The sequence below is a fragment of the Promicromonospora umidemergens genome (assembly GCF_024171995.1).
GTDB lineage: Bacteria > Actinomycetota > Actinomycetes > Actinomycetales > Cellulomonadaceae > Promicromonospora > Promicromonospora umidemergens.
The window spans coordinates 343,523-361,731 of sequence record NZ_JAMTCT010000001.1 but is presented as its reverse complement, the minus strand read 5'-3'; the positions used below and the strand labels follow the sequence as shown (position 1 = coordinate 361,731).

General features: G+C 72.1%; 15 protein-coding genes and 1 riboswitch. Of the genes, 7 read left to right on the top strand and 8 right to left on the bottom strand.

Annotated elements, in window-relative coordinates; genetic code table 11:
• Nucleotides 1-44: 44 nt before the first annotated feature.
• Genes APR04_RS01655 through APR04_RS01640 form a run of 4 tightly spaced genes read left to right on the top strand, consistent with a single transcriptional unit; the run spans nt 45 to nt 3,964 of the window.
• Entirely contained in the window at nt 45-1,076 is a 1,032-nt protein-coding gene (locus APR04_RS01655) for an iron-siderophore ABC transporter substrate-binding protein (protein ID WP_253867413.1), read from the top strand.
• A gap of 10 nt (nt 1,077-1,086) precedes the next feature.
• Nucleotides 1,087-2,130, top strand: coding sequence for a FecCD family ABC transporter permease (locus APR04_RS01650; protein WP_253867412.1), 1,044 nt, complete (start codon nt 1,087-1,089; stop codon nt 2,128-2,130).
• Nucleotides 2,127-3,155: a FecCD family ABC transporter permease gene (locus APR04_RS01645; protein WP_253867411.1), complete on the top strand. Its 1,029-nt coding sequence runs from the start codon at nt 2,127-2,129 to the stop codon at nt 3,153-3,155. Before APR04_RS01650 ends, APR04_RS01645 begins: the two co-directional genes overlap by 4 nt.
• Entirely contained in the window at nt 3,152-3,964 is an 813-nt protein-coding gene (locus APR04_RS01640; protein ID WP_253867410.1) for an ABC transporter ATP-binding protein, read from the top strand. The genes APR04_RS01645 and APR04_RS01640 overlap by 4 nt, the downstream gene beginning before the upstream one ends.
• Here APR04_RS01640 and APR04_RS01635 read toward each other — a convergent pair.
• On the bottom strand, nt 3,948-4,262 hold the full coding sequence (locus APR04_RS01635; protein ID WP_253867409.1) for a DMT family transporter: 315 nt from the start codon (nt 4,260-4,262) through the stop codon (nt 3,948-3,950). The two genes, APR04_RS01640 and APR04_RS01635, sit on opposite strands and share 17 nt — an antisense overlap.
• Nucleotides 4,263-4,272: 10 nt before the next feature.
• A riboswitch (guanidine-III (ykkC-III) riboswitch) is annotated at nt 4,273-4,337 on the bottom strand.
• A gap of 294 nt (nt 4,338-4,631) precedes the next feature.
• On the opposite strand from APR04_RS01635, the gene APR04_RS01630 reads away from it, so the two are divergent.
• Both APR04_RS01630 and APR04_RS01625 read left to right on the top strand, forming a co-directional pair.
• Nucleotides 4,632-5,609: a fatty acid desaturase family protein gene (locus APR04_RS01630; RefSeq protein WP_253867408.1), complete on the top strand. Its 978-nt coding sequence runs from the start codon at nt 4,632-4,634 to the stop codon at nt 5,607-5,609.
• A 14-nt stretch (nt 5,610-5,623) separates the two neighbouring features.
• Nucleotides 5,624-5,851 (top strand): ferredoxin, encoded by a 228-nt coding sequence (locus tag APR04_RS01625; RefSeq protein ID WP_253867407.1) that lies wholly within the window; start codon nt 5,624-5,626, stop codon nt 5,849-5,851.
• An 8-nt stretch (nt 5,852-5,859) separates the two neighbouring features.
• On the opposite strand, the gene APR04_RS01620 is transcribed toward APR04_RS01625, so the two are convergent.
• The 3 genes from APR04_RS01620 to APR04_RS01610 form a co-directional block, all read right to left on the bottom strand.
• A complete protein-coding gene (locus APR04_RS01620; RefSeq protein WP_253867406.1) occupies nt 5,860-6,963 on the bottom strand; it encodes an NAD(P)-binding domain-containing protein in 1,104 nt (367 codons plus the stop codon).
• A 90-nt stretch (nt 6,964-7,053) separates the two neighbouring features.
• On the bottom strand, nt 7,054-7,641 hold the full coding sequence (locus APR04_RS01615) for a TetR/AcrR family transcriptional regulator (RefSeq protein WP_253867405.1): 588 nt from the start codon (nt 7,639-7,641) through the stop codon (nt 7,054-7,056).
• 17 nt (nt 7,642-7,658) lie between these two features.
• Nucleotides 7,659-8,240: a sugar O-acetyltransferase gene (locus tag APR04_RS01610; protein WP_253867404.1), complete on the bottom strand. Its 582-nt coding sequence runs from the start codon at nt 8,238-8,240 to the stop codon at nt 7,659-7,661.
• Nucleotides 8,241-8,300: 60 nt separating this feature from the next.
• Between APR04_RS01610 and APR04_RS01605 the strand changes: the two genes are divergently transcribed.
• Nucleotides 8,301-9,515, top strand: coding sequence for an MFS transporter (locus APR04_RS01605; protein WP_253867403.1), 1,215 nt, complete (start codon nt 8,301-8,303; stop codon nt 9,513-9,515).
• 17 nt (nt 9,516-9,532) lie between these two features.
• Here APR04_RS01605 and APR04_RS01600 read toward each other — a convergent pair whose 3' ends face one another.
• The 4 genes from APR04_RS01600 to APR04_RS01585 form a co-directional block, all read right to left on the bottom strand.
• Nucleotides 9,533-15,874, bottom strand: coding sequence for a DUF2341 domain-containing protein (locus tag APR04_RS01600; protein WP_253867402.1), 6,342 nt, complete (start codon nt 15,872-15,874; stop codon nt 9,533-9,535).
• Between the two features lie 245 nt (nt 15,875-16,119).
• Nucleotides 16,120-16,359: a hypothetical protein gene (locus APR04_RS01595; RefSeq protein ID WP_253867401.1), complete on the bottom strand. Its 240-nt coding sequence runs from the start codon at nt 16,357-16,359 to the stop codon at nt 16,120-16,122.
• 67 nt (nt 16,360-16,426) lie between these two features.
• A complete protein-coding gene (locus tag APR04_RS01590; protein ID WP_253867400.1) occupies nt 16,427-16,858 on the bottom strand; it encodes a DUF6098 family protein in 432 nt (143 codons plus the stop codon).
• Between the two features lie 32 nt (nt 16,859-16,890).
• Entirely contained in the window at nt 16,891-18,204 is a 1,314-nt protein-coding gene (locus APR04_RS01585) for a cytochrome P450 (RefSeq protein ID WP_253867399.1), read from the bottom strand.
• Nucleotides 18,205-18,209: the final 5 nt, after the last annotated feature.

Genomic DNA, 18,209 nt, shown 5'->3' with positions numbered 1-18,209 from the left:
ACGAGCGCGCCGAGATCCCTGAGCTTGAGAGAGAGTCACCGCACATGCCCCGACGTCGTCTTCTTGCCCTGGCCATGGCCGGATCCGTGGCCATCGGCCTGTCCGCCTGCGGAACCAGCGCCCCAGCGGCCACCGAAGAGCAGAGCACCGGCGCGTCGTCCGGCGACTACCCGATCGTCATCGAGCACGCGCTCGGCACGACGACCATCGAAGAGCAGCCCGAGCGCGTCGCCACGGTGAACTGGGCCAACCACGAGGTCCCGCTCGCACTCGGGATCGTGCCGGTCGGCATGGCCGCCGCCAACTTCGGGGACGACGACGGCGACGGCCTGCTCCCCTGGGTCGAGGAGGAGCTCGACGAGCTCGGCGCCGAGGCCCCGGTGCTCTTCGACGAGACCGACGGCATCGACTTCGAGGCGGTCGCCGACACCCAGCCCGACGTCATCCTCGCCGCCTACTCCGGCCTGACGCAGGAGGACTACGACACCCTCAGCGAGATCGCGCCCGTCGTCGCCTACCCGGAGGCCGCATGGTCGACGTCGTGGCGCGACGTCATCCGGTTCAACAGCCAGGGCCTCGGTCTGGCCGACGAGGGCGAGGAGCTGGTCGCGACCATCGACCAGCAGATCGCCGACACGGTCGGCGAGCACCCGGAGCTCGACGGCAAGACGGCGATGTTCGTCACCCACGTCGACACCGCCGACCTGAGCACCGTGAACTTCTACACGGCCAACGACACGCGCGCCGCGTTCTTCGACGACCTCGGCCTGGCCACGCCCAGCGCCGTCGAGGAGGCCTCGGCCGGCGGCGAGTTCTCCGGCAGCGTGAGCGCCGAGCAGGTGGACCTGTTCGACGACGTCGACGTGATCGTCACCTATGGCGACCAGGGTCTCGTCGACACCCTCGAGGGCGACCCGCTGCTGTCCCAGATGCCGGCGGTGGCCAACGGCGCCGTCGTCTTCCTGGACGGCGAGGGCCCGCTGGGCACCGCCGCGAACCCCACACCCCTGGCGATCCCGTGGGTGCTCGAGGACTACGCGTCGCTGCTCGCCGACGCGGCCGCGAAGGTCGAGTGACACCCGCACAGTGACCACCGTTCTCCCCCGGCAGGCGCCGGGCGTCGCCGTCGTGCGGCGCCCGGCGCGGGTCCGGCTCCTGTGGCTGCTCGCCGTCGCCGTGGTCCTGCTCCTACTGGTGGCCGCGTCGCTGGCCATCGGCTCGCGCGACGTGTCATGGGCCGACATCGTGGCGGCGCTCGGCGGCTCGTCCGACGGCCTCGACCAGGCGGCCGTGACCAAGCGCATCCCGCGCACGGTGCTCGCCCTGCTCGTCGGCGCCGCCCTCGGGCTGTCCGGCGCGGTCATGCAGGGCGTGACGCGCAACCCGCTCGCCGACCCGGGCATCCTCGGGGTGAACATGGGCGCCTCGCTCGCCGTGGTGGTCGGCATCGCGTGGTTCGGCATGTGGACGGCCACCAGCTTCATCTGGACGGCGGTCCTCGGCGCGGGCGTCACCGCGGCGTTCGTCTACCTCATCGGCTCGCTCGGGCGCGGTGGCGCGACGCCGCTCAAGCTGGCGCTGGCGGGAGCCGCCACCTCGGCGGCGTTCGCTTCGTTCATCAGCGCCGTCGTGCTGCCGCGCGGTGACATCGCCGGCAACGTGCGGTCCTGGCAGGTCGGCGGTGTCGGGGGCGCCGGCTTCGACAGCATCGGTCAGGCGGCGCCGTTCCTCGTCGTCGGGACCGTCATCTGCCTGATCGCGGCCCGGACCCTCAACGCGCTGGCCCTCGGTGACGAGCTCGCCACGGGCCTCGGCGAGCACGTGGCGCTCGGCCGCGGGCTCGCGTCGCTCGGCGCAGTCCTGCTGTGCGGGGCCGCCACGGCGGTGGCCGGGCCCATCGGCTTCGTCGGGCTGGTCGTGCCGCACCTGTGCCGCCTGCTGGTTGGCGTCGACCACCGCTGGCTCCTGCCGTTCTCGGCGCTCACCGGGGCCGGGCTGCTCACCGCCGCCGACGTGCTCGGCCGTATCGTGGCCCGCCCGGACGAGCTTGAGGTCGGTATCATCACCGCGCTCGTCGGTGCCCCGTTCTTCATCGCCATCGTCCGCCGGCAGAAGGTACGGGAGCTATGACCGCCGTCGAGGTGGTGACGCGGAGCCGCCTCCGCAGAGGTCGGCGGCGGCGCCTGGTGATCGCCCTGCTGGTGGTGCTCGTCGTGGCCACGTTCGCCGTGACCCTCATGGTGGGCAGGACCGTCTACCCGCCCGCCGACGTCGTCCGCGTGATCCTCGGCGAGGACGTACCCGGCGCCTCGTTCACCGTGGGCCGGCTGCGACTCCCCCGGGCCGTGCTCGGTGCGCTGGCCGGTCTCTGCTTCGGGCTGGGCGGGGTCACCTTCCAGACGATGCTGCGCAACCCGCTCGCGAGCCCCGACATCATCGGCATCAGCTCCGGCGCGAGCGCGGCCGCCGCGTTCGCGATCGTCGTGCTGGGCCTGGGCGGCGCACAGGTCTCTGTGGTCGCCGTCATCGCGGGGCTCGGCGTGGCCCTCGTGATCTACCTCCTGTCGTACCGCGACGGCGTAGCCGGTACCCGGCTCATCCTGATCGGTATCGGCATCGCCGCGATGCTGGACAGCGTCACCGCCTACGTGCTCAGCAAGGCACCCCAGTGGGAGCTGCAGGAGGCGATGCGCTGGATCACCGGCAGCCTCAACGGCTCCGCGTGGGCCGACGTCGTGCCGCTGCTGGCGGCGCTCGCCGTCCTCGGGCCGGCGCTGCTCGGCCAGGCCCGGAACCTTGCGGGCCTCCAGCTCGGCGACGACGCCGCGTCGGCCCTCGGGGTGCGCGTGGAGCGCACCCGGATCCTGCTCATCGTCGCCGCCGTCGGGCTGATCGCGTTCGCCACCGCTGCCACCGGTCCCATCGCGTTCGTCGCGTTCCTCGCCGGACCCATCGCCGCCCGCGTCACCGGGCCGCACGGCTCGCCGCTGGTGCCCGCCGCGCTGGTCGGCGCGCTCCTCGTGCTGGTCGCCGACCTGGTGGGGCAGTTCGCGTTCGGCACGCGCTACCCCGTGGGCGTCGTCACCGGGGCGCTCGGCGCGCCGTACCTGATCTACCTCATCATCCGCACCAACCGCACGGGAGGCTCGCTGTGACCGCAGCCCACACGCTCCAGGCCACCGGCCTCACCCTCGGGTACAAGGACCGCACGGTCATCTCCGGTTTCGACCTCACCGTGCCGCCCGGGCGGATCACCGCGATCGTCGGCGCGAACGCGTGCGGCAAGTCGACGCTGCTGCGCGCGATGTCCCGACTGCTCGCGCCGCGCGAGGGACAGGTGCTGCTCGACGGCAAGCAGGTGCACCGGACACCCGCGAAGGAGCTCGCGCGCACCCTCGGCCTGCTGCCGCAGTCCCCGGTCGCGCCCGAAGGGATCACCGTCGCCGACCTGGTCGGCCGAGGCCGCAACCCGCACCAGGGGATGCTCTCGCGCTGGAGCGTGCAGGACGACGAGGCCGTCGCGGCGGCCCTTGAGACCACCCAGACCCTTGACCTCAGCGACCGACCGGTCGACGAGCTCTCCGGCGGCCAGCGCCAGCGCGTGTGGATAGCCATGGTGCTGGCCCAGCAGACCGACCTCCTGCTGCTCGACGAGCCGACGACGTTCCTCGACGTCAGCCACCAGGTGGAGGTGCTCGACCTGCTGACGGACCTCAACCACACCCGAGGCACCACCATCGTCATGGTGCTGCACGACCTCAACCTCGCCGCGCGCTACGCCGACCACCTGGTGGCGCTCACCGACGGGCGCGTGCACGCCGCTGGCCCGCCCGGCGACGTGCTCACCACCGACACCGTGCGGGCGGTGTTCGGGCTGGAGAGCCAGGTCATCACCGACCCGACGTCGGGCAGGCCGCTCATGCTGCCGATGGGCCGGCACCACGCGGTCAGTGCGTCAGCTTGAGCCCGATCACGCAGCCGATGAGGCCGGCGATCAGCAGGACCCGGACCACGGAGACCGGCTCGGCGCCGGTGGCCATGGCCCACAGGACGGTGGTCGCCGCCCCGATGCCCACCCAGACGGCATAGGCGGTGCCCACCGGAAGGTCACGCAGCGCATAGGCGAGCCCGCCCATGCTCGCGACGAGGGCGACGCCGAACACGATGCTCGGCCCGACGTTGTGGAACCCGTCGGAACGGCTGAGGGCCGTGGCCCAGACGGCCTCGAGGAGGCCGGAGACGACAAGAACGATCCAGGACATGGTGGCTCCTTAGTTGCCGTCTTGTCGCGCACCGGGTACGGCAACCCTCGTCCGGGGACCCCTTCGGATCCTGCTGACGATTTTTGCACATGCCCGACCTGTGCGGCAGGCCACCGCGCGGTGGTGCGGGTCACCGGGCGCGGGTCACCGCTCGCCTGGCCGCTTGAGCAGGCGAGCGGCGAGCAACGGGCACCTTCGTTAGCATCGAGAGGGAAGCGGTTCCACTGCTTCACGGCAGACGTGACGTAGTAGCGGCACCCCGGTTCTGACCAGCCGGGGGCCGCTGGTTTTCGAGAGGTGGCAATGCTTGGAAATCGCTATGTGGAGGCCTTTCATCAACTGACGAAAGAGGCCAACGGCGCCGGCCTGATGCGCCGTCGCTACGGCTTCTACTGGACGCTGATGGTGTTCTGGACACTGGCCACAGCGGGCATCCTGGCCGGCGTGGTCATGCTGGGCGACACCTGGTACCAGCTCGTCCTGGCGGCCCTGCTGGGCGTCGTGATGGCTCAGTTCGCGTTCCTCGGGCACGAGGCGGCCCACCAGCAGCTGTTCGCGTCCAAAAGCTGGAACGAGTGGACGTCCCGGGTCATCGCCGGGTTGTTCAACGGGCTGAGCTATGGCTGGTGGGTCGACAAGCACGGCCGGCATCACGCGAACCCGAACAAGGAGCGGGAAGACCCCGACGTCGAGTCAACGGTGCTGTCCTTCACGCCCGACGGCACCGACCAGCGCACCGGCCTGGCGGCCCGCCTCGCCAGGTACCAGGGCTACTACTTCCTGCCGCTGCTGCTCTTCGAGGGCTTCTCCCTGCACGTCGACTCGGTCAGGACCATCCTCACCGGCAAGGACGTCAGGCACCGGTGGGCCGAGATCCTGTTCGTCGGCATCCGGATCCTCGGCTACCTGGCATTCCTGTTCGTCGTTCTTCCGCCCGGGATGGCGGTCGCCTTCGTCGCCGTACAGGTCGCCGTGTTCGGCTTCCTGCTGGGTGGCGCGTTCTCCCCGAACCACATCGGGATGCCCACCGTCCCGCACGACGCCGACATCGACTTCCTGCGCCGGCAGATCCACATGTCGCGCAACGTCCGTGGCGGACCACTGGTGCACTTCCTCATGGGCGGCCTGGAGTACCAGGTGGAGCATCATCTGTTCCCGATGGCGCCGCGCCCGAACCTGCCTGCCGTGCAGAAGCTGGTCCGCGCGTACTGCGCCGACAACGACATCCCCTACACCGAGACGTCGCTCACCGGAGCGTTCCGGACGATCATCGCCTACCTCAACCAGGTGGGGCTGAAGAACCGCGACCCGTACACGTGCCCGCTCGTTCGCCGATACCGCGGCTGAAGCCTGGAGGACTCATGAAGCCCACCGTCAACCCGGACACGTGCATCGCCTCGGGCAACTGCAGCCGGACGGCGCCCCGAGTCTTCGCGAACCTCGAGGAGAACGGCGGGTTCGTCAGCATCGTCGACGAGAACCCGCCCGAGTCGGAGTGGCCGGCTGTTCGCGCTGCCGAGGAGCAGTGCCCGTCGGCGACCATCCACATCGAGAAGGACGACGGGATCCCGGCCCGCGCGTCCGCCTGAACCGGCCGTCAGGCCACGGCCACCCGGAGCCGCCGCACCACCGCGGCCACCGCCTCCCGGCCGGCCCGGTTGGCGCCGACCGTCGACTGCGACGGCCCGAACCCGATGAGCTGGACCCGCGGCTCCGCGGCGGCCTGGGTGCCGTTCATCGCGATGCCGCCCAGCTCGCCCAGGAGGCGCAGCGGGTCCAGGTGCACCAGGTCGGCCTTGAACCCGGTGGCCCACAGGATCGTGTCGACCGGGGTGAAGGCGCCGTCCGCCTCCCGCACTCCCATGGGCTCGATCGCCGTGAACATCGGCCGCCGCTCCAGGGCGCCGCGGCGCTTCGCCGCGAGCGCGTACGGCGTCCAGGCCAGCCCCGTGTAGGACACGACGCTCCCGGTGGGCCTGCCCGCCGCGACGTCGGCCATGACCATGGCGATGGTCTCTCGGCCGGCCGTCTCGGGCTGGAAGCCGTCCTCGCGGAAGACCGGCACCCTGCGGGTGTACCAGTGCGTGGTCGCCACCCGCGAGATCTCCTCCAGGAGCTGGACCGCGGAGATCCCGCCGCCCACGACCGCGACGCGCCGGCCCGCGAAGTCCTCGGCCCGCACGTAGTCACGGGTGTGGAGCTGCCGGCCGACGAAGGTCTCCTGCCCGGGGTAGCGCGGCAGCACGGGGTTGGTCCAGGTACCGGTCGCGTTGATGACGGCGCGGGTGGTCCAGGAACCACGGTCGCTCGTCACGACGAGGTCGCCGTCCGGGTCGCCGTCGGCCCGGCGCACCGCCACCACCTGGACCGGGCGCAGGACGGGGAACGCGAACGACTGCTCGTAGCCGGCGAAGTACCGCGGGACGGCGGCACGGCTGGCCTCCGTCGTGTCGACGGCGGGCTGGGTCAGGCCGGGAAGGTCGAAGATGCCGTTGACCGTCGCCATCCGCAGCGACTCCCAGCGGTGCTGCCAGGCACCGCCGGGCGCGGAGTTCGCGTCCAGCACCACGTAGGTGCGCTCGGCCTCCGGCTGGTCGACGGCGCTCACGAACCCCCTGCGCTGCAGGTGGTACGCCGCCGACAGCCCAGCCTGCCCGCCGCCGATCACGACCACGCTAGCCCGCTGCACTTCCTCGCTCACACCGAAGACAACACCACCCCCGGGCAAATGTTCCGCCCGGTCCCCGGCCCCCCGGCCCCCCGGTGTGGTCGGCAGAACGTCAGATGATCGTCAGCTCGGGTTGCCGATCATCTGACGTTCTGCCGACCACGTCGGCGGACTCGCCGTGATCCGGTGCACCGCCTCCGTGATCGCCGCCCCGGCCGGAGCCTCCGTGTCCAGGGCGCGGTGGATCGTGAGTCCCTCGATCAACGCGTCAAGCATCCGGGCCGTGACCGGGTCGAAGTGCCGCTCGAGGGCCGCACGGGAGCGCGCCATCCACGCGTTGGTCAGCTCGCGGAACGCCGGCTCCCGAGCGGCGAGCGTGTACAGCTCGTGCGTCAGCACGAGGTCCCGCTGGGTGCCGAACACGTCCCGCGTGACGATCTCGACCACTGCGGCACGCGCGCTCGCCACGTCGGTGGCCTCGCTCATCCGCTGCTCGAACCCGTCGCTGACGCTCCGCGAGAACCGGCCGAACGCCTCCCGCAGCAGCTCGTCCATCCCGGCGAAGTGGTAGGTCATCGACCCGAGAGGCACGTCGGCCAAGGCTGCCACCTTGCGGTGCGAGACGCCCGCGACCCCCACCTCCGCGATGAGGTCGAGGCAGGCGTCGATGATCCGGTTCCTGCGGTCCGGGTCGTGTCGACGTACCGTCATCTGGCGCCCCCGCCCCCTCAGATCTCGCGGACCACGCGTGCGGGGTTCCCGACGGCGACGACGTTCGCAGGCAGGTCCCGTGTCACGATCGCCCCGGCCCCCACCACGGTGTTGTCCCCGATCGTCACGCCCGGGCACACGATGACACCGCCACCGAGCCAGACGTTGTCGCCGATCACGATGGGCAGCGCCGCCTCGAGCTTGTCCCGGCGCGGCTGCGGCTCGACCGGGTGGGTCGGCGTGAGGAGCTGGACACCCGGGCCGAGCTGGCAGTCCGCGCCGATGGTGATGGTCGCGACATCGAGGGCCGTGAGGTTGTAGTTGACGAAAGTGCGCGGCCCGATGTGCACGTTCTCGCCGTAGTCCACGAAGAGCGGCGGCTTGACGTACGCGTCCTCCCCCAGGGTGCCGAGCAGCTCCACCAGCAGCGACCGTGCCCCCGAGTCGTCCACCACAGACGCACGGTGGTAGGCATCCGCGACGCGCACGGCGCGCTGCGCGAGCCGGGCGTTCTCCGGGTCGTCGGCGATGTACAGATCACCCGCCAGCATGCGCTCGCGGTTGGTCCGGGCGTCCCCGGCGAAGTGGTCCTGAGTCATGAGGGCCACCATAGCGGGCGTTGTGTACGACCGTACGCTGAGGTGGGTACGCTCGTTCGCATGCCTCCCGTCCCGGGCCCCGGCCCGCAGCCCGCCGACCGGCGCGCCCGCGCCGCCGTCGCCGCCATGTTCCTGACCAACGGCGCCCTGTTCGCCAACCTGGTGCCGCGCTACCCGGAGATCAAGGCCGCCCTCGACCTGGACAACGCGACCTACGGCGTCGCCGTCGCGGCGTTCCCCGCCGGGGCGATCATCGCAGGGCTCGGTGCGGGCTTCATGGTCCGCAAGCTCGGCTCGGCGCAGGCTGCGGTGGTTGGAACCATCCTCACCGGCCTGGGCGTGCTGGCCGCCGGACTGGCGCCGTCGTTCGGCCTCCTGGTGCTCGCGCTGCTCCTCGGCGGGGCGATGGACGCCCTGACGGACGTGGCGCAGAACGCCCACGGCCTGCGGGTGCAGCGCCGCTACGGCCGGTCGATCATCAACGGCTTCCACGCCGTCTGGTCCGTCGGCGCCGTGCTGGGCGGGTCCATGGCGGCCGGGGCCATCGCGATCGGGCTGCCCCTCGGCGTGCACCTGGGCATCTCCACGGCGATCTTCGCGATCGTCGCCCTGGTGGCGCTGCGGTTCCGGCTCCCCGGGCGCGACGGCGACATCGAGGACACGCCCGGGACGACGTCGGACGCCGCGGTGCGCGGTACCGCGCTGAGCCCGCGCACCGTGGCGATCGTCGCCGCGCTCGTCCTGATCGCCATCGGCGGCGCCCTCGTGGAGGACGCGGGCAGCTCGTGGGCGACGCTGTACCTGTCCGGCTCGCTCGGCGCGCCCGCCGCCCTGGCCGCTACCGGGTTCGTCGCGCTCGTCGGCGCGCAGTTCGTGGGCCGGATGCTCGGCGACCGCATGGTGGACCGGTTCGGCCAGCGGATGGTCGCGCGCGGCGGGGGCGTCGTCATCGCGCTCGGGATGGGGCTGGCCCTGGCCGTCCCGACCGTGCCGGGCACGATCATCGGCTTCGCCGCGGCCGGGCTGGGCAGCGCGACCCTGGTCCCCGCCGCCATGCACGAGGCGGACGAGCTGCCCGGCCTGCGGCCCGGCACCGGGCTGACCATCGTGTCGTGGCTGATGCGGCTGGGTTTCCTCGCCTCACCGCCACTGGTCGGCATGGTCGCCGACGCCGTGGGCCTGCGCTACGGCCTGCTGGTCGTGCCGGTGGCCGGCCTGCTCATAGTGCTCCTGGCGGGAGTCCTCCAGACCCGGACCACTCCCCCAGCACGCTGAGTGCTGGGGGAGCCAGGTCAGCGCCAGGGGCCGAACGGGGTGCCCGGCTCCTGGTTGCGGGTCCACCACGTGGCCTCGTACCGCCGGCCGTCGTGCTCCACCTGGTCACCGGCGTCGAAGATCCGCGTCGGGGTCCAGACGGCGGTGCCGTCGTCGGTCGTGGCGATCTCCTGCCACGGCCCGTGCGGGTTGCCGGGTTCCTGGTCCCGGGACCACCACGACGCCTGCCAGACCGCGCCCCGGTAGGTCACCTCGTCACCCGCCGTGTACACGGCGCCGGCGTCCCAGGCAGGGGCCGACGGCGCCTCCGGCAGGGTGAACGTGCTGACGGCGCTCCGGGTCACGTGACCGGCCGGGTCACGCAGCTCGGCGTACCACTCGTGCTGCACGCCGCCCTCGACGTCGTCAAGGACCACCGACATCCGCTCGGCACCGACCGCCGTCCGCGGGTCGCCGACCTGCTGCCTCGGTCCGGCCGCCACGGTGAGCGACTCGGCGGCCAGGGTGCGCGTGGTCGTGCCACCGAGGTCGATCTCCAGGGCGAAGTTCTCCGTGTCGTCGCCGTGGAAGCCAGGGATCGCGCCCTCGGGCACCTCGTGGTGCCAGCCGCCGTCGGAGGTCGCCTTCTCCAGCAGCGGCGACCAGGTGTTGAAGTACATCAGGTCGTTCTCGGCGTCGACGCTGATGTGCTTGAGGTACTCCTGCCCGCCGTAGACACGCGACTGGTAGTCGGTCAGCACGCCGTAGGCGCGGTTGCCGCCCGCGGTCTCCCGCGACGCGACGCCGGTGCCCGCGATGTGGCCGCCCAGCACCAGCTTGACGTTCTCGTACGGGTCCACCAGCTCCCGCGTCACGTTGCCGTTCGACCAGCCGTTCACGCCCTGGTTGACCGAGTTGTGGTTGGCGATGATCACCGAGTGGTCGGGGTGCGCCTCGATGACGTCCTTCGCCCACGCCAGCCCGGCATCGTCCGCGTTGTCGGCGGAGAAGAACCCGACCGTCAGCACGAGGAGCTGCGCCCCGTCGATCTCGCCCGTGTAGTAGTAGTTGTCGATGTTGTCGCTGCCCCCGAACCGCCAGGGGCTGTCCTCGAGGCTCTTCTCGAACCGCTCCATCGGGAAGTACTTGGGCAGCATGACACGGCCGTTTCGGTTGTTCTGGTAGTCGTGGTTGCCCCACGAGATCAGGTACGGCAGCCCGGCTTCCTCCAGCGCGCGGGCCGACGGCTCGGCGCCCACCCACTGGTACTCCTGCGAGAGGTACTCGCGGTTGACCCAGTCGCCGGCCTGGATGACCAGCTCGGTCTTGCGCTCGTCGGCCACCTCCGCGACGTACTCGAACTGGTGCGTCATGAGGTCGGGCGTCGCCTGCGCGTAGAGCTGGGAGTCCGGCACGTGGTCGAACGCCCAGTCGTACCGGTCGGCGGTGGGCAGCGTCTCGATGTCCCGGTCCTCGCCGTCGGGCAGGGCTGTCAGGCCGCGCCAGACGAGCAGGTGCAGCTTCCCGTCGGCGACGACGTTCTCGTCGGCGCGGGCGGTCACGTCCAGCGCGACGGCGGCGCCGTCCGGGTCCGACCCGGAGTCCTTCAGGAGCCACCGGCCGGCCGCGTGGTCGTACACGTGGGCCGAGACGGTGCGGGCGTCGCCCTTCCCCGACCAGGTCAGGTGGAACTCGTCCTGGGCGGCCTGCTCTTCGGTCAGCGAGATCTCGTAGACCTGGAACGGGTTCTCGTCCTCGCCCACCGTGGTGGGCAGCAGCTCGTCGCCGACCTTCCCGCTGGTGGGCTCGAGGGCGTCCGGCACCCGGTCGGGGGTGCTGCCGCTGCGCACCACGACGTTCGAGTCGTCGAGCGGGATGGTCGGACCGGCGTAGAAGGTGGCCTCGACCCGCTCCCGGTCCTCGGTGCGCGGCGTCGCGGAGAGGGTCACGCCCAAACCGGAGGCCGACTCCGCGTCATCGCTCACCTTCGGCGCGGCGGGCGCCACCGTGTCCTCGACGGTGACCGGCACCTCGACCGGCTCCGCAGTATCCCTCGGCCCGCCGACGGCGGCGGCGCGCACCGTGAGCGTCTGCTCCCCCGGCTCGTTCACGGGCACCCGGACCGTGAACGGCCCGGCGTCGACCCGCTGGGTGTGCACCTTCTTGCCCGCGACCTCAGCGGTGAGCACCGCGCTGCGGGTGACCGACCCCGTGACCTCGACGAGGCCCGCCTCGACCGTGCTGCCCGCGCGCGGCGTGCCGACGATCAGCGTCACGGGCTCGTCGGCCCGCTCGACACGCTCGCCAAACGTCACGGCGTCGCCGAACAGGTTCGCGAACCGGAAGGCCTCGAAGTCCGGGGTGAACGCCACGCCGGCGATCTGCACCTCGTCGACCAGGCCCCGGAACGGTGACCGGAGGCTGCCGTCGTTCGTGTAGTAGTCACCGATCGTCGTCTGCACCGCCGGGTCGGAGAACGTGCTGCGGTACTCGACCATCTGGCTGTGGACCTCACGGCCGTCGACGAACACCGAGTACGTCATGCCGTCGTAGGTCTGGGTGACCAGGTGCGGCTCGCCGTCGGCAGCGAAGTCGAACCGGTGGCTCAGGTCGACGTCGCCGAACTCCCAGCTGTTGCCGGCCAGCCGGGTGCCGACCTGCGGCTCCCCCGGCCGCACGCCCTGCCAGAAGGTGTGCTGCCCGTCGCTGCTCTCCTTGGCGATCACCGGGGCGGCCGAGCCGAGCCCGGCCAGGTCCTCCTCGGTGAGGGAGTACACGCCGCTGATCGCTATGCGGTCGTGGTGACCACCGACGTCGTCCGGGTACTGCAGGCGCGAGCCGGCGAACCGTGCCTGGCCGGTGCCCCGCTCCGAGGTTCCGGTGGCGAGGTCGTCGCCCACGACGAGGCCGGCGTGCCGGCCCGTGGAGTCGGTGCGCCGGTCACCGCTGGCGGTGTCTCCGCCGAAGTGCTCGACGAGGGTGTAGTCCTCGCCCCACACGGCCGTCGGGTCGTTGGCCGGCGCCGACCCCCCGAAGTAGGCCCACACCTGCTGCGCCGAGCCGGCGGCCAGACGCGGTACGCGGACCCACACCGTCGAGGTGTCGCCCGGCTGCCAGGTCTCCACCTCGAACGGCAGGGGCGCGCCGTCGGCGGCGAAGAACGACAGCTCGTCCCGCTCGACGTCGGGCGCTGCCGGGATGCGAAGCTGCACCGGCGTACCGGTGAAGTCGGACCGGGTGTCGTTCCGTACGGTGACCGCCTGGCGGGCGGTCGCGTCCGGGTCGGCCCAGGCGACCGTCTTGCCGTCGGTGGAGACCAGACCGCCCAGCTCGCGCAGCCGCTGCTCCGCGGCCTCCAGCCGCGGCATCCCTGTGAGGGCACCACGCTGCGCCTCGGTGAGCCCGTCCACGGCGGCGCGCGCCGCTGCCACCGCCGCTGAGTCGTCGAGCGTCACGTCGTCGACGGCGGGCAGCTCGTCGATCTGCGCGCCGACCGGGGACAGCTCGCGGTCGATGCCGAAGCCCTCGAACAGGCGCGGCACCCCGCGGTCACGGATGTCGTAGACGTTCACCGTGAGGCGGTCGGCCGTGACGTCCACGGCCGTGAAGTTCTCGCCCGCCTGTTCACCGGTGCGGTCGAACAGGCGCAGGTAGGGCTCGAGGTCCACGCCCTGCGGGTTCGTGGCCTGCGTGTAGTGCTTCGCGCCGGCCGTGTTGGGCAGGAAGTAGATGGTGCCCTCCGGGTCCACGGCGTACTCGATGCGCTTGCCGTTGCGAACCTCGGTGATCTTCGTCGTCTCGACGGCGCGCGCGCCCGCCACCCCGTCGGGGTCGGCAGCCAGGACCTTCGACCGGCTCATCACGTGGTCGTGCCCCTGGAGCACCAGGTCGATGCCCAGCTCGTCGATCACGGGCACGAGGGTGCGGCGCATCGCCATCACGTCCTCGTCGTCCAGGTGGGTCGCTGTCGTGTACGTGCCCTTGTGCATCGTCAGGACCAGCCACTTGGCGCCGGCCGCGCGGGCGGCCTCGGCGTCGGCCCTGAGCCAGTCGAGCTGCTCCTGGGAGATGCCCTCCGACCCGCCCTCGTTGGTGTTGAGCACCATGAAGTGCGCCTGGTTGTACGTGTACGAGTAGTACACGCCGTCGGACCGGTCCTGCTCTTGGGGTCCCTCGAGCGTGAAGTGGTCGGCGAAGGCGTTGGTGTGCCGGTCGTGGTTGCCGGACGCCGGCACGAACGTCGTGTTCAGCAGGCTCGGGCGGGCGGAGTCGAGCAGGTCCTTCCAGTCCTGCTCCCTGCTGCCGTCCTCGACGACGTCGCCGTTGTGCATGACGAACTCGGCGTCCGGCACGTGCTCGAGCGCCTTGGCGATCGTCTGCGCGGAGAGCTCGGCCTCGGCCAGGTTCTGCGACTGGGTGTCGGTCAGGTCGACGAACGTGAAGTCCTCGTCGCCGCCCTCTGCCGTGGCGCCGTCAGCGGTGACAAAGGTGCCGGTCGCGCTCCACACCTGCTCGGCGGAGTCCCCGACGCGGTAGTAGTAGGTGGTGCCCGGCCGCAGGCCGCGGGCGACCGCACGGTAGAACGTCTCACCGTCCTCGCTGTCCTCGCGCTCCGCCCCGACCTCGACGGTGGCGGAGCCCTCGGGGAACTCGCGGTCGGTGCTCAGCACGGCGACGGCGCTGTCCGTCTCCAGCGTCGAGTACCAGGTGAACGCACGCTGCGTGCCCGGGTCGCCGTAGAACGTGGTGGTGATCCGGTTGGGCGCCTCGGCGGCCGAGACGTACTTGGGCACGGGGTGGCCGAGCTCGGCGTCGAACCGCCACTTCTCGACGAAGTCCCAGCCGCGGACCGCGTAGGTGGCCTGCTGCGCGAGCGCCTCCGGCGTCGTGTCGGTGCCGTGCTGGTTCTTGGTGCCCGGGCCGGCGACGGTCTGCCCGCCGACGGTGATCTCGGCGTTCGCGAGGTTGTCCTGCGCGGTCCAGCCGTCGTAGCCGGTGTAGCCGACGACGCGGCCCGCGAACCCGTCGACCTTGCCCGAGAAGTCGATCGAGCCGCCCAGCGCGACGTTGCCGGTGAACGAGCTGCCGGAGCTCGGGTTGCCGGGGTAGGCGACGACGTGCGCTGCGTCGATGCCGCGGGTACCGGCCGCCCCGCCGTCCGCGGCGACCGTGAGGTCCACCTCGACGAGGTTGTTGCGCACGGTCACGGCGCCGTTCGAGTAGGCGACGAGGCCGGCGGGCATCTTGTGGGCGCTCATGGAGCCCTGGACCCAGCTGTCGGTGACGCTGCCGCCGCGCAGCTCGGCGACCAGCCCGGCCACCTTCTCTGCGCTGGTGGCGGTCAGGTCGGCGTCGACGACGGTGTTGCCGGTCAGCGTCGCGTCGGTGGCGACGACGGCGAGGCCGGCGACGAGCCCGCCGCGCGAGCCCCCGTCGGCCGTGACGCCGGCCAGGGTGAGGCCGCGGATCGTGCCGCCGGCGAGCTGCCGGACCAGGCCGAGCCGGTCGGCCTCGCCGCCCGCGCTCTCCTGCGTGCCATAGACCAGGTCGCTGATCGTGTGCCCAGCGCCGTCGAGGACGCCCTCGAACCGGTTGATGCCGCCGAACGGCTCGCGCCCGGCGAAGTCGAGGTCGGCGGTCAGCACGAAGTGCTTGGCCCCGGTGTAGCGCGCGTTGCCGTCGTTGAGCTGCGCGGTGAGCAGCTCCAGGTCCTCGGCCGACCCGATCTCGTACGGCTGCTCTGCGCTGCCGTTGCCGAACAGGGAGGCCGTGTACTGCGGCACGGGGTGGCCCAGCGCCTCGTCCCAGCGCCAGGCGTTGGTGAGGTCCCAGCCCAGCTCCTCGTAGGTCGTCTGCTGCGCGAGCTCCTGGGCCGTGGTGTCGCTGCCGTGCTGGTTCTTGGTGCCCGGCCCGGCGACCGTGTCCCCTTCGATGGTGATGGCAGCGTTGGCCAGGTTGTCCTCGGCCGTCCAGCCGTCGTACCCGGTGTAACCGATGACGCGGCCGACGAACCCGTCGACCTTGCCCGAGTAGGCGATCGAGCCGGACAGCGCGACGTTGCCGGCGAACGTGCTGCCGTTGGGCGAGCCGGGGTAGCCGGCGATCAGCCCGGCGTTGTTCCCGCGCGTGCCGTTCGCGCCGCCCGGCACCACCATCGACAGGTCGGCCGCCACCAGGTTGTTCCGCACCTGCGCGTCCTGGTTGACGTAGGCGGCGAGGCCGCCGGGCATCTCGCCCGCTCTCAGGGAGCCGGTCACAAGGCTGTCGGCGATGGTCCCGCCGTGCAGCTCGGCGACGATGCCGCCCACCTTCTCGGCGCTGCTCGCGACGAGCTCGGCCCCGGTCACCGCGTTCCCGGTCAGCGTGGCGTTGCTGGCCACGACGGCTATCGCGCCGATCCAGCCGCTCGTGCTGGTCCCGGCGTCGGCGAGGACGCCGTCGAGCCTCAGGTTCCGGACCGTGCCGCCGTCCAGCTTGCGGATCAGGCCCAGCCGGTCGGCCTCGCCGCCCGCCGAGGCGTCCCGTACGAGCTCGATGTCGCTGATCGTGTGCCCGGCGCCCTCGAGCGTGCCGGTGAAGGAGTTGATGCCGCCGAACGTGCTCCCGCCGAAGTCGATGTCGGCGGTCAGCCGGTAGGCCGACCGCCGTACGCCCCCGGGTCGCCGTTGATCGCGCCGGCGACCGTGCGCAGGTCGTCGGCCGAGTCGATCTGGTACGGGTCACGCGGTGCGCCCTCACCCTCGATCCCGGGCAGAGGGTCGGCGGCCTGGGCGGCGGGCAGGCCCGATCCGAGGGCGAGAGCGACGCCGAGCGTCGCGGCGACAGGCGCCAGCAGACGTGGGCGTACTAGGACATGTCGAGGCATGTCGCGAGTTCACCTGGCGGTACTGAATACCCACCGGCCGACACGTGAAGTCACGATGAACAGTCGATCACCTTCCGTCCGCCCCCGCGCGGAACACCCGGGCGTACGTCGTCGTCGCCTCGTCCACCACCGACCGGTCGATCGACGCGACGGCGGTGGTCCCGACCAGCAGCGGCTCGCAGTCCGGCCCGCGGCCCGCGATCTCGCCGGTGAGGACCCAGGGGTAGCGCTCCGGTGACTGCAGGTGCGCGTACTGCCACAGCTGCCGCGCGAGCCAGTGCTCGACCTCCCGGTCCCACCACGGCTCCGGCGTCAGCGGGTTCACGCTGAGTCCCGGCAGCAGGCACCCGCTCTCGTGGTCCCGGCTCACGGTGGCGGCGTCGGCCACGGGGCCCGCACTGAACCGCACGTAGAGCGGCGAGACCGCCTCGACGAGCTGCGCCACCTCGGCGATCGACCGCAGGTGCGGCACGCCGGGCAGCATCCCGGGCTCGGCCATGGGCCTGCCTCCTCTCCCAGCTCGCGTGCGGCTCAGGCGCTGCCGGCCGCGCGGAAGCCCAGCCCCAGGTGATCCACCGTCGCGGGCACGGGATCACGGGCCAGGTAGCGCCCGCGGGCGACCCGCAGGTCCCGTGCGACCAGCCGCGTGAGCAGGTGAGAGGCCACCAGCAGCACGAAGTTCCGCCCGGGACAGGCGACGGGTCCGCCGCTGAAGGGGATCAGGCCCCAGTCCGCGTTGTTGCGACCGTCCAGCCACGCGTCGGGCACGAACGCGTCCGCATGCTCGAGCCGGGCCGGGTCGCGGTGGAAGAACGAGCTCACGACGGCGAAGCCCGTCTGGGCGGGCAGGGTGCGGCCGCCCCACTCCGTCGGGGCGGTCGAGTCGCGCAGCACGGCGAACGTCGTCGGCCACAGACGCAGGGACTCCAGGACGCACGCCCGCGCGTAGGGCAGGAGCGCGGGGGACGTGCCCGCCGGCTCCGCCTCGGCGAGCAGCCGCTCCCGCACCGGCGGCCGGGCGGCGGCCATCGCGAGCGCCCGGAGGGTCGCGGCGCCGGCGGCGTCGAACGCGAAGAGCCAGTGCGGCACCTGGCCCACCGCGGTGGCGGGGCCGCGCCGGTGGGCAGCCTCGGCGAGGCAGCCCGCCTCGGGAGTCTGGACGTAGGACGCGATGCGGCCCTCCAGCTCCTCGCGGAGCCGGGTCCGGCGCGGGCGCAGCCACGCCCAGTTCGCGTCGCGGCGCAGGGCGTCGAGCACTGCGACGAGCTCTCGGTCATCGCGGGCCCTCGTGCCGAGCACGACCTCCAGGACGATGCCCCACCACGCGTCGGTGAAGCTCTGGGCGTCGAGCCGTCCGGTCGAGTCCAGCCGCTGGGTCAGCTGTGCCGCGCCCCGGCGCACCGCGTCGACGACGGCGGCCCCGTCGTCGTGCACCGGCTGGTCGGTCTGGAGCACCGCCTCGTTGAACGGCCGCCGGTGCCAGCGCTCGGCGGTCGAGGAGATCAGCACGCCCTCGGGCTGGAAGTGCGCGAGGGCGGCGTGCTTCTCCTTCGTGGCGGGCGTGAACGGCTCGGGCGAGCCTTGGAGCAGGCGGCGCACGTCCTCGGCCTCCGTGACGACGACGACGCGGCGCGACCCGATCCGCACGACGAGCGGCGCGCCCCCGTGCCGCTCGCGCAGGTCCGTCAGGACGGCGCGCGCCGTGCGGTCGGTCTGGTGCCGCTCGGCCCAGGCGGTAGCTCGCGGGCGACGCACTATCGCGCCCTGGGCGACCAGCGGGGCGAGCACCCGGCCCAGCACGCGGGCGCTCTCCGTGGCGGTCAGGTCGACGGGTGTAGGGCTCATGGCGT